This window comes from Streptomyces sp. SDr-06, assembly GCF_003324565.1.
Classification (GTDB): Bacteria; Actinomycetota; Actinomycetes; order Streptomycetales; family Streptomycetaceae; genus Streptomyces.
In genome coordinates this window covers 69,077-89,450 of the sequence record NZ_QOLA01000005.1, presented here as the reverse complement: position 1 = coordinate 89,450, position 20,374 = coordinate 69,077, and the positions used below count along the sequence as shown (strand labels likewise).

General features: G+C 72.2%; 25 protein-coding genes. 9 read left to right on the top strand and 16 right to left on the bottom strand.

The window, feature by feature from the left end; all coding sequences use genetic code 11:
- Positions 1-130: 130 nt before the first annotated feature.
- The gene (locus tag DT019_RS13355; RefSeq protein ID WP_114037006.1) at positions 131-1,168 is read left to right on the top strand and encodes an NAD(P)-dependent alcohol dehydrogenase; all 1,038 of its coding nucleotides are present in this window, start codon (positions 131-133) and stop codon (positions 1,166-1,168) included.
- Positions 1,169-1,370: 202 nt separating this feature from the next.
- Complete coding sequence (locus tag DT019_RS13350; protein WP_114037005.1) at positions 1,371-1,736, top strand: DUF1330 domain-containing protein; 366 nt, start codon at positions 1,371-1,373, stop codon at positions 1,734-1,736.
- Between the two features lie 48 nt (positions 1,737-1,784).
- Here DT019_RS13350 and DT019_RS13345 read toward each other — a convergent pair whose 3' ends face one another.
- Positions 1,785-2,786, bottom strand: a complete 1,002-nt coding sequence (locus DT019_RS13345) for a multidrug resistance efflux transporter family protein (protein ID WP_223279474.1) — start codon at positions 2,784-2,786, stop codon at positions 1,785-1,787.
- A 49-nt stretch (positions 2,787-2,835) separates the two neighbouring features.
- Here DT019_RS13345 and DT019_RS13340 point away from each other — a divergent pair, with 49 nt between their 5' ends.
- Positions 2,836-3,486, top strand: coding sequence for a GntR family transcriptional regulator (locus tag DT019_RS13340; protein WP_223279472.1), 651 nt, complete (start codon positions 2,836-2,838; stop codon positions 3,484-3,486).
- A 65-nt stretch (positions 3,487-3,551) separates the two neighbouring features.
- On the opposite strand, the gene DT019_RS13335 is transcribed toward DT019_RS13340, so the two are convergent.
- From DT019_RS13335 to DT019_RS13295, 9 genes are all read right to left on the bottom strand, one after another.
- A complete protein-coding gene (locus DT019_RS13335; protein WP_114037002.1) occupies positions 3,552-4,190 on the bottom strand; it encodes a DUF4291 domain-containing protein in 639 nt (212 codons plus the stop codon).
- 55 nt (positions 4,191-4,245) lie between these two features.
- Positions 4,246-4,431 carry a hypothetical protein gene (locus tag DT019_RS13330; RefSeq protein WP_114037001.1) on the bottom strand — a complete coding sequence of 62 codons (186 nt, stop codon included), beginning with the start codon at positions 4,429-4,431 and terminating at the stop codon, positions 4,246-4,248.
- A 120-nt stretch (positions 4,432-4,551) separates the two neighbouring features.
- A complete protein-coding gene (locus DT019_RS13325) occupies positions 4,552-4,791 on the bottom strand; it encodes a hypothetical protein (RefSeq protein ID WP_114037000.1) in 240 nt (79 codons plus the stop codon).
- Complete coding sequence (locus DT019_RS13320) at positions 4,791-4,994, bottom strand: hypothetical protein (protein ID WP_411292706.1); 204 nt, start codon at positions 4,992-4,994, stop codon at positions 4,791-4,793. Before DT019_RS13320 ends, DT019_RS13325 begins: the two co-directional genes overlap by 1 nt.
- A gap of 38 nt (positions 4,995-5,032) precedes the next feature.
- Positions 5,033-5,860, bottom strand: a complete 828-nt coding sequence (locus tag DT019_RS13315; RefSeq protein ID WP_223279503.1) for a helix-turn-helix domain-containing protein — start codon at positions 5,858-5,860, stop codon at positions 5,033-5,035.
- Positions 5,861-5,883: 23 nt separating this feature from the next.
- Positions 5,884-6,393: a DUF6879 family protein gene (locus DT019_RS13310; protein ID WP_114036998.1), complete on the bottom strand. Its 510-nt coding sequence runs from the start codon at positions 6,391-6,393 to the stop codon at positions 5,884-5,886.
- Complete coding sequence (locus tag DT019_RS13305; RefSeq protein WP_114036997.1) at positions 6,380-6,586, bottom strand: hypothetical protein; 207 nt, start codon at positions 6,584-6,586, stop codon at positions 6,380-6,382. The genes DT019_RS13310 and DT019_RS13305 overlap by 14 nt, the downstream gene beginning before the upstream one ends.
- Positions 6,587-6,740: 154 nt before the next feature.
- Positions 6,741-7,403 carry a peptide-methionine (S)-S-oxide reductase MsrA gene (gene msrA, locus DT019_RS13300; protein WP_114036996.1) on the bottom strand — a complete coding sequence of 221 codons (663 nt, stop codon included), beginning with the start codon at positions 7,401-7,403 and terminating at the stop codon, positions 6,741-6,743.
- Between the two features lie 97 nt (positions 7,404-7,500).
- Positions 7,501-8,604, bottom strand: a complete 1,104-nt coding sequence (locus tag DT019_RS13295; RefSeq protein WP_114036995.1) for a hypothetical protein — start codon at positions 8,602-8,604, stop codon at positions 7,501-7,503.
- Positions 8,605-8,674: 70 nt separating this feature from the next.
- Between DT019_RS13295 and DT019_RS13290 the strand changes: the two genes are divergently transcribed.
- Entirely contained in the window at positions 8,675-9,838 is a 1,164-nt protein-coding gene (locus DT019_RS13290; RefSeq protein WP_114036994.1) for a cystathionine gamma-synthase, read from the top strand.
- On the opposite strand, the gene DT019_RS13285 is transcribed toward DT019_RS13290, so the two are convergent.
- Genes DT019_RS13285 through DT019_RS13275 form a run of 3 tightly spaced genes read right to left on the bottom strand, consistent with a single transcriptional unit; the run spans position 9,835 to position 11,167 of the window.
- The gene (locus tag DT019_RS13285) at positions 9,835-10,089 is read right to left on the bottom strand and encodes a hypothetical protein (RefSeq protein ID WP_114036993.1); all 255 of its coding nucleotides are present in this window, start codon (positions 10,087-10,089) and stop codon (positions 9,835-9,837) included. The two genes, DT019_RS13290 and DT019_RS13285, sit on opposite strands and share 4 nt — an antisense overlap.
- A 28-nt stretch (positions 10,090-10,117) precedes the next feature.
- Positions 10,118-10,630, bottom strand: coding sequence for a sigma factor-like helix-turn-helix DNA-binding protein (locus DT019_RS13280; protein ID WP_114036992.1), 513 nt, complete (start codon positions 10,628-10,630; stop codon positions 10,118-10,120).
- Positions 10,631-10,663: 33 nt separating this feature from the next.
- Positions 10,664-11,167, bottom strand: a complete 504-nt coding sequence (locus DT019_RS13275) for a MarR family winged helix-turn-helix transcriptional regulator (RefSeq protein WP_189389502.1) — start codon at positions 11,165-11,167, stop codon at positions 10,664-10,666.
- Between the two features lie 156 nt (positions 11,168-11,323).
- On the opposite strand from DT019_RS13275, the gene ilvA reads away from it, so the two are divergent.
- The 3 genes from ilvA (at position 11,324) to DT019_RS13260 (ending at position 14,599) form a co-directional block, all read left to right on the top strand.
- Positions 11,324-12,553, top strand: coding sequence for a threonine ammonia-lyase (gene ilvA / locus DT019_RS13270; RefSeq protein ID WP_114036990.1), 1,230 nt, complete (start codon positions 11,324-11,326; stop codon positions 12,551-12,553).
- 178 nt (positions 12,554-12,731) lie between these two features.
- On the top strand, positions 12,732-13,745 hold the full coding sequence (locus DT019_RS13265) for an ATP-binding cassette domain-containing protein (protein WP_114036989.1): 1,014 nt from the start codon (positions 12,732-12,734) through the stop codon (positions 13,743-13,745).
- Positions 13,742-14,599, top strand: coding sequence for an ABC transporter permease (locus tag DT019_RS13260; RefSeq protein WP_114036988.1), 858 nt, complete (start codon positions 13,742-13,744; stop codon positions 14,597-14,599). Before DT019_RS13265 ends, DT019_RS13260 begins: the two co-directional genes overlap by 4 nt.
- Positions 14,600-14,665: 66 nt before the next feature.
- On the opposite strand, the gene greA is transcribed toward DT019_RS13260, so the two are convergent.
- Both greA and DT019_RS13250 read right to left on the bottom strand, forming a co-directional pair.
- Positions 14,666-15,163, bottom strand: coding sequence for a transcription elongation factor GreA (greA, locus tag DT019_RS13255; RefSeq protein ID WP_114036987.1), 498 nt, complete (start codon positions 15,161-15,163; stop codon positions 14,666-14,668).
- Between the two features lie 203 nt (positions 15,164-15,366).
- Positions 15,367-15,768, bottom strand: a complete 402-nt coding sequence (locus DT019_RS13250) for a DUF4307 domain-containing protein (RefSeq protein ID WP_114036986.1) — start codon at positions 15,766-15,768, stop codon at positions 15,367-15,369.
- A 146-nt stretch (positions 15,769-15,914) separates the two neighbouring features.
- On the opposite strand from DT019_RS13250, the gene mca reads away from it, so the two are divergent.
- Together mca and DT019_RS13240 are read left to right on the top strand one after the other, a co-directional pair.
- The gene (mca, locus tag DT019_RS13245; protein WP_114036985.1) at positions 15,915-16,796 is read left to right on the top strand and encodes a mycothiol conjugate amidase Mca; all 882 of its coding nucleotides are present in this window, start codon (positions 15,915-15,917) and stop codon (positions 16,794-16,796) included.
- The gene (locus tag DT019_RS13240) at positions 16,789-17,037 is read left to right on the top strand and encodes a hypothetical protein (protein ID WP_189389500.1); all 249 of its coding nucleotides are present in this window, start codon (positions 16,789-16,791) and stop codon (positions 17,035-17,037) included. The genes mca and DT019_RS13240 overlap by 8 nt, the downstream gene beginning before the upstream one ends.
- Before the next feature lie 77 nt (positions 17,038-17,114).
- On the opposite strand, the gene DT019_RS13235 is transcribed toward DT019_RS13240, so the two are convergent.
- Positions 17,115-20,321: a tetratricopeptide repeat protein gene (locus DT019_RS13235; RefSeq protein WP_114036983.1), complete on the bottom strand. Its 3,207-nt coding sequence runs from the start codon at positions 20,319-20,321 to the stop codon at positions 17,115-17,117.
- Positions 20,322-20,374 lie beyond the last annotated feature (53 nt).

The following is a 20,374-nucleotide window of genomic DNA, read 5'->3' as shown; positions in this document are numbered from 1 at the left end:
TGGTCGTACGACCACGAGCCTGACCCTGTCAGTGGTACGCACGCTGGTCGTAGGCAGAACAGGGGTCTGGGTGGCGGACGGCGACCGGGGCAGGCTGGAGCGCGTACCCGAAGATCTGAGGAGAACGGCAATGACCACCGTCGCCGCCTACGCCGCCCCCGCCGCCAAGGCTCCGCTGGAGCGCACCACCATCGAACGCCGTCCGGTGGGCCCGAACGACGTACTCATCGAGATCAAGTACGCCGGTATCTGCCACTCCGACATCCACCAGGCCAACGAGGGCTGGGGCCAGGCCATCTTCCCGATGGTGCCGGGCCACGAGATCGCCGGTGTGATCACCGAGGTCGGCTCCGCCGTCACCCGGTTCCAGGTCGGTGACCGCGCGGGAGTGGGCTGCTTCGTCGACTCCTGCGGGGTGTGCGAGGCCTGCGCGTCGGGGCAGAACCAGTTCTGCGCCAACGGCACCCCCACCTACAACTCCCTCGGCAAGGACGGGCTGCCCACCTACGGCGGCTACTCCACCCACATCGTCGTGGACGCCGACCACACCCTGCGCATCCCCGACAGCATCCCGCTGGACGTCGCGGCCCCGCTGCTGTGCGCCGGGATCACCCTGTACTCCCCGCTCAAGCGCTGGCAGGCGGGCCCCGGCAAGAAGGTCGCCATCCTCGGGCTCGGCGGCCTCGGCCACATGGGCGTGAAGATCGCGCACGCGCTGGGCGCCGAGGTGACCGTGCTCAGCCAGTCGCTGCGCAAGAAGGACGACGGCCTGCGGCTCGGCGCCGACCACTACTACGCGACCAGCGACGAGGACACCTTCAAGCGGCTCGCGGGCTCGCTCGACCTCATCGTCTCCACCGTGTCCGCGCCGCTGGACCTGGGCGCGTACCTCTCGCTCCTGAAGACCGGCGGCGCGTTCGTCAACGTGGGCGCCCCCGAGGAGCCGAACGCGCTCAACATGTTCGGCCTCATCGGCGGCAACAAGATCCTGGCCGGTTCGATGATCGGCTCCATCGCCGAGACCCAGGAGATGCTCGACTTCTGCGCCGAGCACGGCCTGGGCGCGGAGATCGAGCTGATCCGCGCCGACCAGATCAACGAGGCGTACGCGCGGGTGCTCGCCAGCGACGTGCGCTACCGCTTCGTGATCGACACCGCCACGATCTGATCCCCCCGGCCAGGCCGGTCCGGCACGGCCCCGACCGGGCCGGATCGACACCGCCCGGGCCGTGCCCGCCGACGGCCCCGGAGGAACCCCCGCCTCCGGGGCCGTCGGCATGCCTGCCTTACCTCGGCGGTAATCGACCGCCCCAGAGTGGCCGGGACATGATCGGAGCGTTCGCACGGAAGACCGTCACCCGGAGGACAACGTGACCGCTTACGCCATCGGCAACCTGCGCCCGCCCGCCCACCTGGACGAGCAGGTCTTCGTCTACATGGAGCGCATCCAGGCCACGCTGGACCCCTTCGGCGGCCGCTTCCTGGTGCACAACGCACCCCTGGAGGTCCGCGAGGGCGCGTGGCCCGAGGCGCTGGTGATCATCGGGTTCCCGGGTATCGAGGAGGCGCGCGCCTGGTACGACTCAGCCGCCTACCAGGAGCTCATACCGCTGCGCGCCGACCACATCCCGGGCGACGTGGTGCTCGTCGAGGGCGTCGCGGACGGCTACGACGCGTCGCGCACGGCCGCCGCGTACCGCGCGGAGCAGCTCGCGTCGACGGCGGACCAGGGGTAGCCCACGGCCGTGGCGGGCCGCTCGCGCGGCCCCAAGTCGTCGGGATGTTCAGGGAGTTCGGGCCGACGGCGGCCGAGGGGCGGGGACTTCCGCACGGGGCGGGACTTCCGCACGGGCCGGGACGGCTCCGGCCGAAACGGCGGCCGTGCGCGCGGGCGGCCGGTGCAGGGCGTGCAGGCAGAGCCCGCCGACGATGAGCGCGAGGCCCGCCCAGGCGGACGGGGGCGGGGTCGCGACGCCGGTCACCAGGGCCTCGCCCGCCAGGGTGAAGGGCACCTCGGCGGCCTGGGTCGCCTCCACCGCGCCGAGCGCGGCCGGCCGGTCCCGTACGAGGTCGGTGGCGCGGAAGAACAGGGTGGTCGCCGCCACCCCCGACACCAGCGCGACGATCAGGCACTGGACCACCTGGTCCCGCCCCGGGGCGCCGACGCGCAGGCCCGCCGTGCCGGCCAGGGCCACCCACAGCGGCAGCGAGCCGAGCGTCATGGCGAGCGTGCGCTGCACCCCGTCGAGGCCGTCGCGGCCGAGCAGTCTCCGGTTGCCGAGCGGGTAGGCGACGGCCGCGACCAGGACCGGCACGACGACCCGGGCCACCGAGCCCGTGTCCAGGCCGTCGGCGTTCTGGGTCTGGGCGAGCGCGACCCCGGCCACGATGAGCAGCGAGACCGCGAGGGTGCGGCGCGGCACCCGCCCGCCGATCACGATGCCCGCGACGATCACCAGCTGCCAGGTCGCCGCGAGCAGCCAGCCCGCGCCCTCCCGGCCGGCCCAGGTGAGCGGCGCGTAGAACAGTCCGAACCCGACGGTCGACCAGCCGAGCCAGGTTCCGGGCCGGGCGCGCAGACTCCGTACGACACCGGGCAGCCCGCCCCGTACCCACACGAGCAGGACCAGCGGCGGCAGCATGAACAGATAGCGCAGGCTCGCGGTCCACAGCCAGGAGCCGCCCGCCACGCTCATCTCGCGGTTGAGCACGAAGCTGGACGCGAAGCAGGCGGCGGCGACCACGCCAAGGGCCATGGGTGCGGCGGTCCCGCTGTTCCTGTTCACGCCCGTACTCCCTGCGGCTCGCACCCGGCAACGAACTAAAATGTTAGCCGTGACCGCAGAGCCTCCTGCCCTTGCCCCCGCCCCCGAGCCGCCCCGCCGACTGCTGCGCGACGTCGCGTACGAGGCGCTGCTCGCGTCGATCGTCTCGGGCGAGCTCGCCCCCGGCGCGAAACTGAGCGACGCCGAACTCGCCGCCCGCCTCGGTCTCTCGCGCGCCCCGGTGCGCGACGCCCTGGCCCGGCTCGCCGCCGAACGGCTCGTCGTCTCCAAGCCCCAGAGCTACACGCGGGTCGCGCCGCTGGTCGCCGAGGAGATCCGGGGCGCGCTGGCCGTGGTCGGCGCGATGCACACCCTCGCGGTGCGCGAGGCCCTGCCGCGCCTGCGGCCGGACGACCTGGGCCGGATGCGCGCGGCCAACGAGGAGTTCGTACGAGCCGTGAACGCGGGCGACATCGCGGCGGCGATCACCGCCGACGACGCCTTCCACGCCGTCCCGGTCACCGCGAGCGGCAACCAGCCGCTCGCCGACACGGTGGCCCGCTACACCCCGCTCCTGCGCCGCCTGGAACACCAGCGCTTCTCCAGCACGGCGGCCCGCGCCTCGGCCGCCCGCCACGAGGAACTGATCGCGGCATGCGAGGCGGGTGCCGCGGACCGGGCGGCGGAGATCTCGTACGAGATCTGGGCGGAACTGGAGTGAGCGGGGTTTGAGCGGCGTCGAGCAGTCCGTCTCGTACGAGGGTGTGGGCGTGTCCGGGGCCGAGGTCAGGTGCCGCGGGGGTAGTCCCGTTCGTCGGGCAGCAGGGCGCGGGCGGCGTCGAGTCGCTCGTCCCGTACGAGCGCGTGGACGCGGTGGGCGAGCGGGGTCACGTCGCGGATGCCGACGATCCACTCGTCGGCGTACCGTCGCACGGCCTCCCCGGCGAGGCCGAGCTGGAGCGAGCGGTACGGCAGCGCCTGGAGCCGCAGATCCCGCTCGGGGTCCCACTGCACCCGGGCGGGCGATTGCTCCAACTCGCGTCGCCAGGCGTCCCGTTCACCGTGCACGCCGGGCACGTAGTGCGAGAGGCAGGCGTGATCCAGCGCCCAGTCGAACCCGTCCCGCCGAATCTCGACGGCCAGCACCGTGCGCTGCCCCTCCTTCATGGCCCACCCCGAGCGGTACATCATCCACAGGAAGGACGGCTTGACCCAGGTCATCCGCTCCCGCTTCCACGCCGCCGGAAAACGCCCGTCACGGGCGGCGGGCAGCCCGAGCGCCGGGTCGTACGCCTGGTAGACGGTGACGGTCGACTCGGTGTGCAGAGCGCGGATCTGCTGGCGGGGCGGGGCGGTGGTGAGGCCGTGCGCGGCGTCCGTGACGTCTGTGGCTTCCGTGGCTTCCGTGGCTTCCGTGGCTTCCATGGGGGAAGCGTGGCCCGGCCGGGCGGGGTGTGACCAGTCAATATCGGGGCCGGGGTCAGCGCCGGCGGCCCCGGGCCGGGTGGGGGTGGTGGCGGATCTCCACGTCGGCGTCCGTGGCCGCGGACAGGTCCCCGCGCCCGCGCGCGGCCCGCCGCCGCACGACCATCTCCGCGCACACCGCACACCCCTGCGCGGGCTGGGGCGGCGCGTGCGGCAGCGCGAGATGTACGGGGTCACCCATGGTCGTCCTCGGATCGCTCACGCCTACCGCCTGTCCGGCCGATTTGTCGGTGTCCCCAGCAATTCACCCGAACCCGCGCCCCGCTATGCCGCGAACCGGCCGGACTCCCCCGAACGGTCCCTAGCCCTCGCCCGGCGCCCGCCCCCTGACCGCCCCGGCCCGCAACGCCTCGGCCAGCTCCTCGACATGCGCGGCGTCGAGCACACCGACGTGCACCTGGGCCGTGCCCCGGTAGTGCACCTGCGGACGGAGCGAGACCCGCACCGACTCGGGAAACCCGAGCCCCTCGAACACCCCCCGAAGCCCCTCACAGGCCCCCTCGGCCCGCGCCCAGGCGTCGCGCCATGCTTGCATGTCCACTACCGCCCCCCGGGGTGCGTCTTGGGGTGCGCGGCCAACTCGACGTTGCAGTCCGAGACGGCGGACAGATCCCCGGCGCCGTACGCCGCGGCGCGCTGCCGGGCCAGGGCGGCGCAGACACCGCAGCCCGGCGCGGGAGCGGGCGGCGTGCGAGGAAGGGACAGGTGGACCGGCGGGTCCATCGTGGTACTGGAACTGCTCACGGGGATTCCTTCCGTCGGGTGGTGTCACCACTGATGCTTCACCCGGCGGTCGACTCCCTCCAGGGCCTTTCCTGTTCGGGCAGAAATCCGTCCCGCACGTCCTCGACCAGGGCTCTCATGGCATCCCCGTAGACCGCCACCGCGGCGAACCGCTCGAAGGTGTCGAGATAGAGCTGGACGTCCTTGGGTTCGCGGGTGGTGATCTCGCAGTGGAACGTCTCCACGATGACGAGCCGGTCGTCGTGCAGGCTGAAGCAGGTCATGGGGAAGTCCGGCATCCGGCGGTCGGACGGCAGGACACCGAGCGAGACGTTGGGCAACCTGGACACGGACACGAGCCGATCCAGTTGGAGCGCCATGACCACGGGCTCGCTGATGCGCCACCGGAGTACGTGCTCGCAGATCAGGAAGCGGAAGCATCGACCGGACTCGTAAAGCACCGACTGTCGTTCGAGGCGGGCCGCCACGGTCCTGGCCCTGGTCTCCTGCGGCATGCCCGGAGGGAGGGAGAAGACGGCGCGAGCGTACTCGGGGGTCTGGAGGAGTCCGGGCACGAGCTGGCCCTGGAAGAGCCGGAGCGTGGCGGTGCCCGCCTCGATGGCCCGGATGGTCTTCTGGTGCTTCCATGGGCCGGTGCGGCGCAGCAGGCGCCACGCGGTGGCCTCGGTGGCTTCGGCGCGGGCCGTCGCCAGGAACTCCTCCTTGACCTCCTGGCTCACGCCGAGGGCGGTGAGGACCAGGTCCACGTCCTGGACGGTCGGCCGTACCTTGCCGGTCTCGATCTTCGACAGCTTCCCGGCGGACATGGAAGCCCGGCGGGCCACCGAGTCACCCGTGCGTCCGGATGCGTCGCGCAGCGCCCGCAGGGCTCTCCCGATCGAGTCGTCGGTCAGCGGTGCCGCTCCCAGTAGTCCGCGAACCTCACCGCCGAGGCCAAGGCGTGGTCCCGGTAGTGCTGGTACTCGGCGAGTCTGTGGGCGGGAAGCGGTTCGGCGCCCAGGAACACGCCTCCGCATGTGTAGTGCATCCGGTACACCTCCTGATCATCGAACAACCAGAAGTCGTGATCGGGCAGGCCTGTCACGTCCTGCTCGGCCTGATCGATGATGCCGATGGTCTCGCCGGCCGTGATGTTGCCCGGGTAGGAGGCCAGTTCGTACCGCAGGTAGTCGGTGAGCGGAGACCTGAGCACATGGACGCGCGAGATCTGTCTGCCCTTGTCGGTCATCGATCGCACCCAGGGGTTGTCGTCCCAGTCCGGGCCCATGTCCCCGCCGGCCAGGAAGCGCTCGAAGTCCTCGCGTTCCTCGTCCACGCTGTAGACGGAGAGCGTCTCCAGACGGAAGGCCGTCCGCTCGAAGGTCTCGAAGAGACGGCCGAGTTCCTCACCGCTGAGCACGGAAGTACTCCTCCAGCACCGCGGCCGGTACGAGGACGGCGGTCTCGCCCTCCGGCAGATCGAGCTGCGCCAGCAGCTCGGGGTCGGTGATGACGTAGCCCTGGACCACGTAGTTCCTGGCGTCCTCGGTGCCCCACAGCGTCGGACACGTCCCGTTCCTGCACTCCGGGTCACCGGACAACTTCCGCAGCATTCTCGGCCCCCCCACATCGGCGCAGCGCGTCGTGGTCGATGCTCCCGAGCCGCTCGGGGGGAGGTCAAGCACCCGGCCTTTCCACAACAGGAAAGGCCGGGTGCGGGAAGGGCGTGACGCGCGGGCCGGGACGCCGCCGACCCCGAGCGGGGGCTCAGCCGGCCTTGGCGATGCCGATCGGGCAGGACACCCCCGTGCCCCCGATCCCGCAGTACCCCGCGGGGTTCTTGTCCAGGTACTGCTGGTGGTACGGCTCCGCGGGGTAGAAGGGGCGGCCCTCGGCGGGGAGGAGTTCTGTGGTGATCGTGCCGTGGCCCGAGCCCGTCAGGACCTTCTGGTAGGTCTCGCGGGAGGCCTGGGCCGTGGCCGCCTGGGCGGGGGTGTGGGTGTAGATCGCCGAGCGGTACTGGGTGCCCACGTCGTTGCCCTGGCGGAAGCCCTGGGTCGGGTCGTGGGACTCCCAGAACACCTTCAGGAGCTGCTCGTACGAGACGAGCGCCGGGTCGTAGACCACCCGGACCGCCTCGGTGTGGCCGGTCAGGCCCGAGCAGACCTCCTCGTACGCGGGGTTCACCGTGCTGCCGCCCTGGTAGCCGACCAGGGTCGTCCAGACGCCCGGCAGCTGCCAGAACTTGCGCTCGGCGCCCCAGAAACAGCCCATCCCGAAGTCCGCGATCTCCAGGCCCTCGGGGTAGGGCCCGGCCAGCGGGTTGCCCAGGACCGTGTGCCGGGAGGGCAGGGTGAACTCGGGCTCCGGGCGTCCCTTGAGGGCCTGCTCGGGGGTGGGCAGCTCGGGCGTGCGGCGGCCGAAGATCATCGGGGGCTCCTCGAAGTGTGGATGCCTAGACAGAACGCATGGCCGGGCCGAGAGATTCCGGCCACCGCACCGGCCGCTACGGCCACCGCACCGGCCGCTACGGGCGCCGCAGCGTCGCCGGGCTGCCGCCGTTCGCCTCGTACCCCGCGACCGCCAGGGCCCGGTGCAGCGCGTAGGCCGCCGCCGGGTCCTCGGAGACCGTCCAGGGGAGGGCTCCCACATACCCGTCCAGGGCCACGAACTGGTCCATCGCCTCCGCCCAGCGCGCGGCGCCCACCAGGAAGTGGGCCAGCAGGTGGCGGACCTGGGGCAGGACAGGGTCGTCGGGGCGGGCCTGGTGGACGGCGTGCAGGGCGCCCTCCATGGCGCGGCTGACCACCGCCGTGCCGTAGAAGTCGTTCACCATCGCGTCCGTGGCGTGCTCGTACACCGCGAAGAGCGGCAGCGCGGCCAGCAGCGAGCCGTGCGGGGCGCGGGCCGCGGAGGCCGTCGCGAACTCGTCGGCCTGGGCGCGCGAGCCGTGCCACTTCTCGCAGTGGTAGTGCAGCGCCGCGAGGTGGGCGCCCATGTGGTGCGGGGCGCGGTCCATGACCTTGGCCCACAGCTGGTCGAACTCCGGGCGCGGATAGGCGAGTCCACGGGCCACGGCGAGCTCGATCACGTACGGAACGGGGTCGCCCGGGGCGAGCAGCGCGGCCTGGCCGCAGACCGTGCGCGCCTCCTCCAGGATGATCCGGAAGTCGTCCTGACCGACCGACGAGGACCGCCAGGCCTGCTGGACCAGGAACTCCGCGTGCACCTGCGCGGCCCCCGCGTCCTTCGGCGCCTCGGAGCGCCAGGCGCGCAGCCAGGCCCCGCCGACGCCCGGGTGCTGGGCGAGTTCGAGGGAGGCGGCCCCGGCGAACGCCTGGACGCGCTGCCAGCGCCGTTCGCCCTCCTTCGGCGTCCCGGCGAGCAGCTGCGCGGCCGGCTTCCAGTTCTGGGTCCCCTGCACGACCGCGAGCACGTCGAGGAGGTCCTGGTCGGGCCCGGGCATGCGGACGTCGAGCTCCTCCTGGAGCAGGAAGCCGTACGCCGCCGGGTCGGCCGCGTCCGGGGCTCCGGGCCGGGACAGCTGGATTCCCCCGCCGCGGCGGAACACGAACCGGCTGATGATCGCGAAGAGCACGCACAGCGCGAGCAGGGTCCACAGAATCTCCATGTCCACCAGCGAACCAGACGGCACAGGGATATGACGAACCCGGCGGGCCGACGAACTAGGCTCTGGAGCCATGAGCCACAAGCACGCAGATGATGCGGTCAAGAGCTTCGAGACCCTCGCGATCCACGCCGGGAACACCGCGGATCCGCTGACCGGTGCGGTCGTACCCCCGATCTACCAGGTCTCCACCTACAAGCAGGACGGCGTGGGCGGCCTGCGCGGCGGCTACGAGTACAGCCGCAGCGCCAACCCGACGCGGACGGCCCTCGAAGAGAACCTGGCCGCCCTCGAAGGCGGCGTCCGCGGCCTCGCCTTCGCCTCCGGCCTGGCCGCCGAGGACTGCCTGCTGCGTACGCTGCTGGCCCCCGGCGACCACGTCGTGATCCCGAACGACGCCTACGGCGGCACCTTCCGCCTGTTCGCCAAGGTCGTCTCGCGCTGGGGCGTCGAGTGGTCGGTCGCCGACACCTCCGACCCGGCCTCGGTGCGGGCCGCGATCACCGACCGTACGAAGGCCGTCTGGGTGGAGACGCCCTCCAACCCGCTGCTCGGCATCACCGACATCGCGGCCGTCGCCGAGGTCGCCTCGGCCGCGGGCGCCCGGCTCGTGGTCGACAACACCTTCGCGAGCCCCTACCTCCAGCAGCCCCTGTCGCTCGGCGCGGACATCGTCGTGCACTCCCTGACCAAGTACATGGGCGGCCACTCCGACGTCGTGGGCGGCGCGCTGATCACCAACTCGGCCGAGATCGGCGAGGAACTGGCGTACCACCAGAACGCGATGGGCGCGGTCGCCGGGCCCTTCGACTCGTGGCTGGTGCTGCGCGGCATCAAGACGCTCCCGGTGCGCATGGACCGGCACAGCGAGAACGCGGGCAAGATCGCCGAGATGCTGACCCGGCACGCCAAGGTCACCCAGGTCCTGTACCCGGGCCTGCCCGAGCACCCGGGCCACGACGTCGCGGCCAAGCAGATGCGGGCCTTCGGCGGCATGGTGTCCTTCCGCGTCGAGGGCGGCGAGCAGGCGGCGGTCGAGGTCTGCAACCGTACGAAGCTGTTCACCCTCGGCGAGTCCCTCGGCGGCGTCGAGTCGCTGATCGAGCACCCGGGCCGCATGACGCACGCCAGCGTCGCGGGCTCCGCCCTGGAGGTCCCGGCGGACCTCGTCCGCGTCTCGGTGGGCATCGAGAACGCCGACGACCTCCTCGCCGACCTGCGGCAGGCGCTGGGCTAGAGCCCTTCGACGGGTGGCGTCACGGTAGAGGGCGGCGCCACCCACGGCTGAGCCGTCGAGGCCCAGACCAGAAAGGCGATCACCGCCACCGCGAGCAGCAGCCACAGCGTGCGGCGCACCACGCGCCGCCGGTGCAGCATCCGAAGGCCCAACTCGGCCGCCCGCGCGGCCAGTTCGACGGGGACGACCGGATGCGGCCCGCCCTCCAGGAGCCGGCGGACCTCGGCGGTCTTGCGATCGGGCATGCTCATCGGCCGGCCTCCCCCTGCCCGCGTCCGTTCATGTGGCCACCCCGGTCGCCGGGGCGGCGGACGCGGGCGGCGCCGGCGGGGTGCTGCGCATCGTGGCGATCGCCCGGGTGCAGATGGCCCGGACCCGGTCGACCGGCAGCCCGACCAGGGCCGCCGTCTGCTCCTCGGCGACCCCCTCGTACAGGCGCAGGACGAGGATGAGCCGCTCCTGCGGGGTCAGCCGCGCGAGGAGGCCGTCCTCGGCGGGCGGCCGGGACCGGCCCGGCAGCAGCGGCCGGTGGTAGCGCCAGGCGGCCCGGGCGAACCGGGCGGCGAGCTCCTGCCGGGTGCGGTCGTAGGGATCCTCACCGCGCAGCCGGTGCCAGCGGGCGTACGTCTCGGCCAGGGCGGCGGTCAGCAGGCGCCGGGCGCGCGGGTTGTCGTCCGGGGGCTCGGCGGTCAGCAGGGTGGCGGCATGCAGCAGCCGGCCCCCCGCGCCCGCCACGTACGACTCGAACTCCCGGGTGCGGCGGCGGTGTTGGGTGGAGTGCCGCTCGCGCATGAGCCTCATATGAGGGCAGGCGCGAGCCCCGGGTCAAGAGGTCGGCGCGGACGGCTCCTGAGCGGCCGACTGGCGGGCCGAGAGCGCCGAGTTGAAGCGGGTGAGCAGCGTGCAGAACGACTCGCGCTCCTGCTCCGTCCAGCCGTCGGTGACCTGGGCCATCAGCTCGCGGCGCGAGGAGCGCACCTCTTCGAGGCGGGACTGGCCGCGCGGGGACAGCTGGAGCACGACCGCCCGGCCGTCCTCGGGGTGCGAGGTGCGCTTGACCAGGCCGGTGTCGACCAGCGGCGCCACCTGACGGGTCACCGTCGACGAGTCGATCCCCATGCCCGCGGCCAGCGCCTTGACCCCCATCGGGCCTTCCAGGTCGAGCCGGTTGAGCAGCAGGTACGCCGCCCGGTCCATCGAGTTGCGGACCTGTCCGACGCCGCCGAGCCTGGTCTGCTCGGCGCGGCGGGCGAACACGGCCACCTGGTGCTGGAGGGCATCGAGGAGGCCGGGGTCAAGCGGGGGAGTCATGTCCTGAACTGGGGGCATGGCCGGGGCTCTCTCGTGCGGGTGTCGGTGTGGTGGGGGACAGAGTACGCGGCCTGACCGGCATACGTACCGGCGGTGCGCAAACCTGTGGACAACTCCCGCCCGGATCAGGATCCGGGCGGCCGGAAGGGGGCGTGAGCTGCGAGACTTGCCGTCATGAGCTTCAGTACGTCTGGCCCCTTGCACCACCTGATCCTCGATGACATCCGCGGCGCGCAGAAGATGCTGTCGGGGGTGGCCCGGGCCACCCCGATGGAAGGCTCCCGCCACCTGTCGTCGCTGGTGGGGGCGCCGGTCCACCTGAAGTGCGAGAACCTCCAGCGCACCGGCTCCTTCAAGCTGCGCGGCGCGTACGTGCGGATCGCCGGGCTGCGTCCCGAGGAGCGGGCCGCGGGGGTGGTCGCCGCGAGCGCGGGCAACCACGCCCAGGGCGTGGCGCTGGCCTCCTCGCTGCTCGGCGTGCGCTCGACGGTCTTCATGCCGATCGGCGCCCCACTGCCCAAGGTCGCCGCGACCCGGCACTACGGGGCGGAGGTGATCCTGCGCGGCTCGGTCGTCGACGAGACGCTGGCCGCCGCCGAGGCGTACGCCGCCGAGACCGGCGCGGTGTTCCTCCATCCCTTCGACCACCAGGACATCATCGCGGGCCAGGGCACGGTGGGCCTGGAGATCCTGGAGCAGTGCCCCGAGGTGCGCACCATCGTCGTCGGCATCGGCGGCGGCGGGCTCGCGGCGGGCATCGCGGTCGCGGTGAAGGCGCTGCGGCCCGACGTCAGGATCGTCGGGGTGCAGGCGGCCGCCGCCGCGGCCTATCCGCCCTCGCTGGCCGTCGGCCACCCCGTCGCCATCGACCCGGCGCCCACGATGGCCGACGGCATCAAGGTGGGGCGTCCCGGCGACATCCCGTTCGCGCTGGTCAGCGAGTTGGTCGACGAGGTGCGTACGGTCACCGAGGACCAGCTCTCCAGCGCGCTGCTGCTCTGCCTTGAGCGGGCGAAGCTGGTCGTGGAGCCGGCCGGGGCGAGCCCGGTGGCCGCGCTGCTCGGCGAGCCCGACGCGTTCCGCGGGCCGGTCGTCGCGGTGCTCTCCGGCGGCAACGTGGACCCGCTCCTGATGCAGCGGATCCTGCGGCACGGCATGTCGGCGGCGGGCCGCTACCTCTCGCTGCGGCTGCGCCTGACGGACCGCCCCGGGGCGCTGGCCTCGCTTCTCGGGGAATTGTCAGTGCTGGATGCCAATGTGTTGGACGTGAGTCACGTACGGACCGATCCCCGGCTCGGACTCACGGAAGTGGAGGTGGAGTTGCACCTGGAGACCAAGGGTCCGGAGCACTGCGCCGAAGTGTCCGGCGCGCTGCGGGAGGCGGGCTACACCGTGCTGGACTGAGGCCGGGACCCGCGCGCGGGCAAGGGGGCGGAGGAAGCACGCGCAGGACCGCTGACAGGACGCGATGTATCGCGTTATGGTGTGGCTCGACAACGGCTCCACCGGGCGATCCCTGCCCGGTAAATCTAGGATTTGTCCAGTACATTCCGGAAAGTCACACCCAACTGGGGGTACTCACATGCCAGGCGCCATATATGCCGAAGGCCTGGTGAAGACTTTCGGCGACGTCACGGCTCTGGACGGCGTGGACCTCGATGTCCCCGAGGGGACGGTCCTCGGCCTGCTCGGCCCCAACGGCGCCGGCAAGACCACCACCGTGCGCGTTCTGACCACCCTGCTCCAGCCCGACCGCGGCAAGGCCGTCGTCGCGGGCATCGACGTCCTCAGGCATCCCAACGAAGTCCGCCGCTCCATCGGCCTGTCCGGCCAGTTCGCGGCCGTCGACGAGTACCTCACCGGCCGCGAGAACCTCCAGATGGTCGGCCGGCTCTACCAGATGAACGGCAAGGCCGCGAAGGCGCGCGCGGGCGAACTGCTCGACCGCTTCAACCTCGCGGACGCCGCCGACCGCCCCGCCAAGACGTACTCGGGCGGCATGCGCCGCCGCCTGGACCTCGCGGCCGCCCTCGTGGTCTCCCCGCCCGTCATGTTCATGGACGAGCCGACCACCGGCCTCGACCCGCGCAACCGGCAGCAACTGTGGGAAGTCATCCAGGAGTTGGTCGCCGGCGGCACCACCCTGCTGCTCACCACGCAGTACCTGGAGGAGGCCGACCGCCTGGCCCACGACATCTGCGTCGTCGACCACGGCAAGGTCATCGCCCGCGGCAGCTCCGACCAGCTCAAGGCCCGCACCGGCGGCGAGCGCGTCGAGGTCGTCGTCCACCAGAGCGACCAGATGACCCCGGCCCGCGACGTCCTGGCGGGCTTCGGCAAGGGGGAGGTCAAGGTCGAGGAGCACACCCGCCAGCTCACCGTCCCGGTCACCGGCGGCGCCAAGCTGCTCGCCGAGGTCATCCGCGAACTCGACACCAGGGGCGTGGAGATCGACGACATCGGCCTGCGCCGCCCCACCCTCGACGACGTCTTCATCTCCCTGACCGGCCACGCGGCCGAGGCCGCCAAGGAAGAGGACGACGAGCCCACCGACCCCCACGGCCGCGCCAAGTCCCGCAAGGAGGCAGCGAAGTGAGCGCCATCACCGACGCCGTACGCACACCCCGCGCGCGCGGCGGGATCGGGGGGTCCGTACGGGACTCACTGGTCGTCGCCCAGCGGAACCTGATCCGGATGACGCGGATTCCTGAGATCGTCCTTTTCGGACTCATTCAGCCCATCATGTTCGTGGTGCTCTTCACGTACGTGTTCGGTGGGTCCATCAGTGTGGGTGGCTCCACCGATCCGAAGCTCTACAAAGAGTTCCTGATGGCGGGCATCTTCGCGCAGACCGTCACCTTCGCGACCGCCGGAGCCGGCGCGGGCATCGCCGACGACATGCACAAGGGCCTCATCGACCGCTTCCGCTCGCTGCCCATGGCGCGTGGCGCGGTCCTGACCGGCCGCACGCTGGCTGACCTGGTGCAGACGGCGCTCACGCTTGTCGTGCTCGCGGGCGTGGCCCTGCTCGTCGGTTGGCGGACGCACGAGAACCTCGGCAAGGTGCTGTGCGGCTTCCTGCTGCTGCTCCTGCTCGGGTACGCGTTCTCCTGGATCGGCGCCCTGATCGGCCTGACGGTTCGGACTCCGGAGGCAGCCACCTCGGGCGGGCTGATCTGGCTGTTCCCGTTGACGTTCATCTCGAACGCCTTCGTGCCGGTCACCGGCATGCCGTCATTCCTTCAGCACGTCGCGGAGTGGAACCCCTTCAGTGCCACCGTGGCGGGTGCCCGTGAGCTGTTCGGGAACACGATGCCGAACGTGCCCAAGTCGATCACCGGCGCGTGGCCGATGGAGCACCCGGTGCTCGCCTCGGTCATCTGGTCCGTCCTGATCATCGCCGTCTTCCGCACGCTCGCGGTCCGCAAGTACCGTTCGGCCAGCGTCTGACGGATGCGAAAGGCCCCCGGTCGCCCGAAGGCGGCCGGGGGCTTCGTGCCGGGTGGCGGCGGAGTGTCAGCCGCTGAAGGGGACGGCCGCGAGGATCTTCACCGAGGCCTTCTTGCCGTTCGGCAGCTCGTACTCGGCGTCCTCGCCGACCTTCTTGCCGTTCACGCCGGAGCCGAGCGGCGACTGCGGCGAGTAGGTCTCGATCTCCGTCGAGGCGTACTCGCGCGAGGCCATCAGGAATTCCAGGGTGTCGTCCGGGTCGCCGTCGAAGGCGATCGTGACGAGCATGCCGGGGGCCACCACACCGTCCGCCGCGGGGGCCTCGCCGACCTTGGCGTGCTCCAGGAGCTGCGTCAGCTGGCGCACCCGGAGCTCCATCTTGCCCTGCTCCTCCTTGGCCGCGTGGTACCCGCCGTTCTCCCGGAGGTCACCCTCCTCACGGGCCGCCGCGATTTTTACGGCGATCTCCGTGCGCGCGGGACCAGACAGGTACTCCAGCTCGGCCTTGAGCTGGTTGTACGCCTCCTGGGTCAGCCAGGTGACGTTGTCGCTGGTCTGGGTCACAGGTGCTCCTCGTCGGTACTGGGAATACAAAGCATCGCCCTACCCAGAAGCATGTGCCAGGTTGGGTGGGCGAAACCACGAGCCTAACAATTCAGGCGCCGTAGGGGGAGGACATAAACCGCTAGAACTTCATCAACGCAGGTCAGAGACGGTGTGTCGGAAATGCGAACGCGGCGGCTTGGGGAGGACGGGCCCGGCCCGGCTCAGTCGGACTGGCAGCCGACCAGATCCGCGGCCGTCGCGCGCGAGGTCGTGGTGATCGTGACGACCTTGTCGACCTGCTTGACCGGCTCGTCGAACCGGAAGTCCGCCCGGCCCACGTCGTCGCCGCTGGTCTGCTGGGCGCGCAGGGTGCAGGTGCCCTTGGCGTCCTTGTCCTTGACGACTTCGAGGTGCACCTCGACCGAGGTGTCCGAGACCACCTTGAACTTGATCACCTGCGCGGAGAGCGACTGCCCGCCCACGTAGTCGTAGCCGATCCAGCCGACCACGCCGAGCAGCACGGCTCCGAACGCCGCGCCGACGATCTTCAGCTTGCGGTCCGCGCGCTGATCCGCCGAGCGCCCGTAGCGCCCCTGGGCAAGCTGCTCGCGCACAGCGGCCATGATCGTCCTCCTGCTGGTGGGGGTCACCGGAATTTTCCGTCCCCCGATTCGGTCACTATAGAAGCCGCCCGTCGCGCCGACCGACAGAGGGCGCCCATTCGCTTACTGAGCAACCATTCACTTACTGAGTCACCGAGGATCGAGTCTTGACTGAGCAGCTGCGACTGATGGCCGTCCACGCGCACCCCGACGACGAGTCGAGCAAGGGCGCGGCCACCATGGCGAAGTATGTGTCCGAGGGGGTGGACGTGCTGGTCGTGACCTGCACGGGAGGCGAGCGCGGCTCCATCCTCAACCCCAAGCTCCAGGGCGACAAGTACATCGAGGAGCACATTCACGAGGTCCGCAAGAGGGAGATGGACGAGGCGCGCGAGATCCTCGGCGTCCGCCAGGAGTGGCTCGGCTTCGTCGACTCGGGGCTGCCCGAGGGCGACCCGCTGCCGCCGCTCCCCGAGGGCTGCTTCGCCCTGGAGGACGTCGAGACCGCCGCCGGCCGCCTGGTCAGGTCCATCCGTACGTTCCGACCGCAGGTCATCACGACGTACGACGAGAACGGCGGCTACCCGCACCCCGACCACATCATGACCCACAAGATCACGATGGTGGCCTTCGACGGCGCGGCCGACACCGAGAAGTTCCCCGAGGCCGAGTTCGGCCCGGCCTTCCAGCCGCAGAAGCTCTACTACAACCAGGGCTTCAACAAGCCGCGCACGGTCGCCCTGCACGAGGCGCTGCTGGCCCGCGGCATGGAGTCCCCCTACGGCGAGTGGCTGGAGCGCTGGAAGGAGTTCGAGCGCGCCGAACGCACGCTGACCACGCACGTTCCCTGCGCTGAGTTCTTCGAGATCCGGGACAAGGCGCTGATCGCGCACGCCACCCAGATCGACCCCGACGGCGGCTGGTTCCGCGTGCCGCTCGACCTCCAGAAGGAGGTCTGGCCGACCGAGGAGTACGAGCTCGCGAAGTCGCTCGTGGACACTTCCCTCCCCGAGGACGACCTCTTCGCGGGCGTACGCGACAATGCCTGATATGAGCGCAAGCCTCGCAATGACGCACATGGTCCCGCTGGCCGCCGAAATCAACAATGACAAGGTGACGCCCGGCGTCCTCGGCTTCATCGTCTTCGCCGCCCTCGCCCTCGGCGTGTGGATGCTGATGAAGTCGATGAACCGCCACATGGGCAAGGTCGACTTCGAGGAAGCCCCGGACCCGTCCGCGGCGACCCCGGCGGCCTCCGCCCCGGGCAAGGGATCGCCGAAGAACGTCTGACCCCCTCGGGTCCGCCGAGCGCCCCGCCGCGTCCCTCCCGGACGCGGCGGCGGGCGCCGTTGGCCGTGGCCGGGGCGTCAGCGCCCGGCCCGCACCGGCACCCCCATGACCTCCCGGGCGTGCCGGTCCGGGACCATGCCCAGGTGCCAGGCCTGCCAGCCCGCCTCCAGGGAGACACCGCGCTCCAGCATCAGGGCGAAGGCCTCCGCGCAGTCCTCCAGCTTGCTGTCGCGCGCGTCGTGCCGGGAGCGGATCAGCTGGGCCACCTCCTCCTGGGCGACCGCGGTGCCCACCTCCACGCCGCCCGCGCCCGCGTACGGCAGCAGCGTGCAGCGCAGGAAGCGGGACCAGTCGCCGCCCCGCCGGTCGTCGTACGAGGCGAACAGCGCCGTCGCCTCGTCGCACAGCGCGAGCGCCGGGCCGGGCCGGTTGTTGCCCGCGTCGATCAGGGCGAGCTCCAGACAGGTCCAGGCCTCGCCGTGCGCCACCCCGATGCGGTGGAAGTCGGCGCGCGCGTCCACCAGGAGCTGGCGGGCGAAGCCGGAGTTGCGCAGATTGCCGGTCTGGGCGGCCCGCTGGTCGCGGGTGACCCGGCCCGAGTGGTGGCGGGCGCAGGCCAGCCCGTACACGTCCCGCATCCGCGAGAACATCGTGCGGGCCCGCTCCAGCTCGCGCACCGCCTGGTCGCGGTCGCCGCGCTCCTCCAGGGCTTGGCCCAAGTAGTACAGCGTCCACGCCTCGCCGCGCGCGTCCTCCTGCTCACGGTGGCGCGACAGCGCCTGGCGGAGCTGGTCGACCGCGGCCGACGCGTCGCCGTCCACGAGCCGGGCGCGGGCCAGCTGGGTCATCGCCCAGGCCTCGCCGCGGCCGTCGCGGGTGCGCCCGTACATGTCGAGCGCGGTACGCAACTCCTCGTCGGCGCGCGGCACTTCGCCCATGCGCAGATACAGCTGGCCGAGCTGGAAGTGCGTCCAGGCCTCGCCGTGCAGCGACTCGTTCTCGCGGTGCAGGGCGAGGGCGGTGGCGAGCAGGGTCAGTGCGCCCGACAGGTTGGAGCGGTCGCGCTCCACGGCCGCGAGCGCGTGCAGCGACCAGGCGCGGTCACCGGCCAGCTCCTCGCCCGCCTGGAGGTCGATCGCCTCGCGCAACCGCGCCGCCGCCTCGGCCAGGTTGCCCTGGTGGTGCAGCGTGATGCCGAGCGAGCACAGGGCGAGCGCCTGGCCCGCGTCGTGCTGGGCCTCGCGGTAGAGGTTGACCACCGAGGACAGCGTCGTACGCGCCGTGTCGAGCTCGCCGAGCTGGCGGGCGGCGATGCCGGTGCGCCATTGCACGGACCGGACGAGCAGGCCCTGGTCGACGGCCTGCGTCAACTCGCTGATCTCACCGAGGCGGTAGAGGTCGCCGCGCAGCAGGCAGTAGTCGCACAGCGCGCCGAGCAGGCTCAGGACGGCCTCCTGGTCGACCCCCTCGGCCTGCCGCAGGGCGGCCGTGATGAAGCTGGACTCGTCGTCCAGCCAGCGCAGCGCCGCGTCCAGGGACGGGAAGCCGTGGCCGCCGAACTGGCCGGCCCGGGTCGACATCTTGCCGTCGACCATGCGGCCCACCGCGTCCGCGAGCTCCGCGTAGGTGCGGATGAGCCGCTCCTGCGCGGCCACCCGGTCGGCCTGCTCCTCCTCGTCGGCCAGGCGGGCCTCGGCGAAGGAGCGTACGAGGTCGTGCAGCCGGTAGCGGCTGCCCCGCACGCGGTCGATGAGGCCCGCCGCGGCGAGCGCGGTGAGCTGGCGCTGGGCCTCCTGCTCGTCGGCGGCCAGCAGCGACGCCGCGGCCGCCGCCCCCAGTGAGGCGCGGCCCGCGAGCGCCAGGCGGCGCAGCAGCCGGCGGGCCGGCTCCGCCTGGTCGGTATAGCGCAGCCACAGGGCCCGCTCGGCGGGCGCGACCGGTCCGTACGCCGCGAGGTCGGCGGCCAGCGCCCGCGTCGAACGCGGCCCGAGCGAGGACCCGGCGACGCGCAGCGCCAGCGGGAGCCCGCCGCACAACTGCCGCACCAGCTCGGTCGATTCGGCGTCGTAGGGCCCCGACTCCTTCTCCTCGGCGGCCTCGCGGAGCAACTCCTCCGCGCCCGCCGCGTCCAGCGGCTCGACGGCCAGCTGGTGCACCCACGCCGGGAAGTCGGCGGGCAGGTCGAGCGGCTTGGAGGAGGTGACGAGCACCAGGCCCTCGGAGCGCTGCGGCACCAGGGTGCTCACCTGCTCGGCGTCGTCGGTGTCGTCCAGTACGACGGTGACGGCGAGGCCCGTCAGGTGCTGGTGGTAGAGCTCGGCGAGGCGGCGCACCTGCTGCTCGGGGGACGACCTCTCGCGGAACAGGAGCTGTTCGCGCGGGGCGCCGAGCCGGTTCAGGAGGTGCAGCAGCGCGTCCCGGGTGGGCAGCGGGCCCTCGCCGGAGAGGCTGCCGCCGCGCATGTCGACCAGGCACGCGCCGCGGAACTGGTCGCGCAGCGCGTGCGCCGCGCGCACCGCGAGGGTGCTGCGGCCCGAGCCCGGCGGCCCGTGCAGCACCACGACCACCGGCCGGGTCCGGGTCGAGGCCCGGGCGGCCTGAACCCACTGGCCGATCCGCGCCAGCTCCGCCCGCCGCCCCGCGAACGGGCCCTGCGGGTCGGGCAGATGGCCGAACGACTGCTCAAGGACCGAGCGGCGGCGGGCCGCGGCGCTCTTGTCGGTGCCGCGCAGCTGGGTGGGCACCTTCTTCGGCGGCGGCTTGGAGCTCACCGCCCGCTGCTGGTCCAGGAACGGCCGGATGCCGCGCACCTCCAGGGCGGTCAGCCACTGGAGGCGCAGCTGCTCCAGGCCGCCCGGCTGGCCCAGCGCGCCGGCCCGGCGGTGCGCGGCCGGCACGTGCGCGGCCGTCACCTTCGCGACCGTCCCCGCGGCCCCGGCCACCAGCACGGCAGCCCCGGTGGCCACGGCGCCACCCGCGCCGGTCCCGAGCGCCGCGTCGACCACGACGGCCGCGACCGCGCCGACTCCCGTGGCCAGCAGCCCTGTTGATCCGCCGTCGCGCCGGAAGCGCTCCCCGAACGACAGCTGCCCGGCCGCCGCCTCGTCCAGGGCGTGGGTGTAGGCCGCGTACTCCTCCGCGGCGCTCTGGGCCAGCGCGTCGAGCGCGCCCCGGCCCCGGGAGAGCAGGGCGCTCCCGTCGGACCGCCCGCCGGAGCGCCGTACCTCTTCCTCCACGGCGCGTACCAACAGCCGCTCGGCCTCGGCCCGATGGCTGTCCCGCATGTGCGTCCCCCTCCGAGAGCCCGTCGTCCGCCTGCACCTCCAAGTGTCGTGGG

What these genes read in the sequence shown, in the direction of transcription:
- DT019_RS13355 (WP_114037006.1), top strand. Translation starts at nt 131, where the DNA reads ATGACCACCGTCGCCGCCTACGCCGCCCCCGCCGCCAAGGCTCCGCTG.
- DT019_RS13335 (WP_114037002.1), bottom strand. Translation starts at nt 4,190, where the DNA reads ATGGAAGCCACGGAAGCCACGGAAGCCACGGAAGCCACAGACGTCACG.
- DT019_RS13330 (WP_114037001.1), bottom strand. Translation starts at nt 4,431, where the DNA reads ATGGGTGACCCCGTACATCTCGCGCTGCCGCACGCGCCGCCCCAGCCC.
- DT019_RS13305 (WP_114036997.1), bottom strand. Translation starts at nt 6,586, where the DNA reads ATGCTGCGGAAGTTGTCCGGTGACCCGGAGTGCAGGAACGGGACGTGT.
- msrA (WP_114036996.1), bottom strand. Translation starts at nt 7,403, where the DNA reads ATGATCTTCGGCCGCCGCACGCCCGAGCTGCCCACCCCCGAGCAGGCC.
- DT019_RS13295 (WP_114036995.1), bottom strand. Translation starts at nt 8,604, where the DNA reads ATGGAGATTCTGTGGACCCTGCTCGCGCTGTGCGTGCTCTTCGCGATC.
- DT019_RS13290 (WP_114036994.1), top strand. Translation starts at nt 8,675, where the DNA reads ATGAGCCACAAGCACGCAGATGATGCGGTCAAGAGCTTCGAGACCCTC.
- DT019_RS13285 (WP_114036993.1), bottom strand. Translation starts at nt 10,089, where the DNA reads ATGAGCATGCCCGATCGCAAGACCGCCGAGGTCCGCCGGCTCCTGGAG.
- DT019_RS13280 (WP_114036992.1), bottom strand. Translation starts at nt 10,630, where the DNA reads ATGCGCGAGCGGCACTCCACCCAACACCGCCGCCGCACCCGGGAGTTC.
- DT019_RS13275 (WP_189389502.1), bottom strand. Translation starts at nt 11,167, where the DNA reads ATGCCCCCAGTTCAGGACATGACTCCCCCGCTTGACCCCGGCCTCCTC.
- ilvA (WP_114036990.1), top strand. Translation starts at nt 11,324, where the DNA reads ATGAGCTTCAGTACGTCTGGCCCCTTGCACCACCTGATCCTCGATGAC.
- DT019_RS13265 (WP_114036989.1), top strand. Translation starts at nt 12,732, where the DNA reads ATGCCAGGCGCCATATATGCCGAAGGCCTGGTGAAGACTTTCGGCGAC.
- DT019_RS13250 (WP_114036986.1), bottom strand. Translation starts at nt 15,768, where the DNA reads ATGGCCGCTGTGCGCGAGCAGCTTGCCCAGGGGCGCTACGGGCGCTCG.
- DT019_RS13240 (WP_189389500.1), top strand. Translation starts at nt 16,789, where the DNA reads ATGCCTGATATGAGCGCAAGCCTCGCAATGACGCACATGGTCCCGCTG.
- DT019_RS13235 (WP_114036983.1), bottom strand. Translation starts at nt 20,321, where the DNA reads ATGCGGGACAGCCATCGGGCCGAGGCCGAGCGGCTGTTGGTACGCGCC.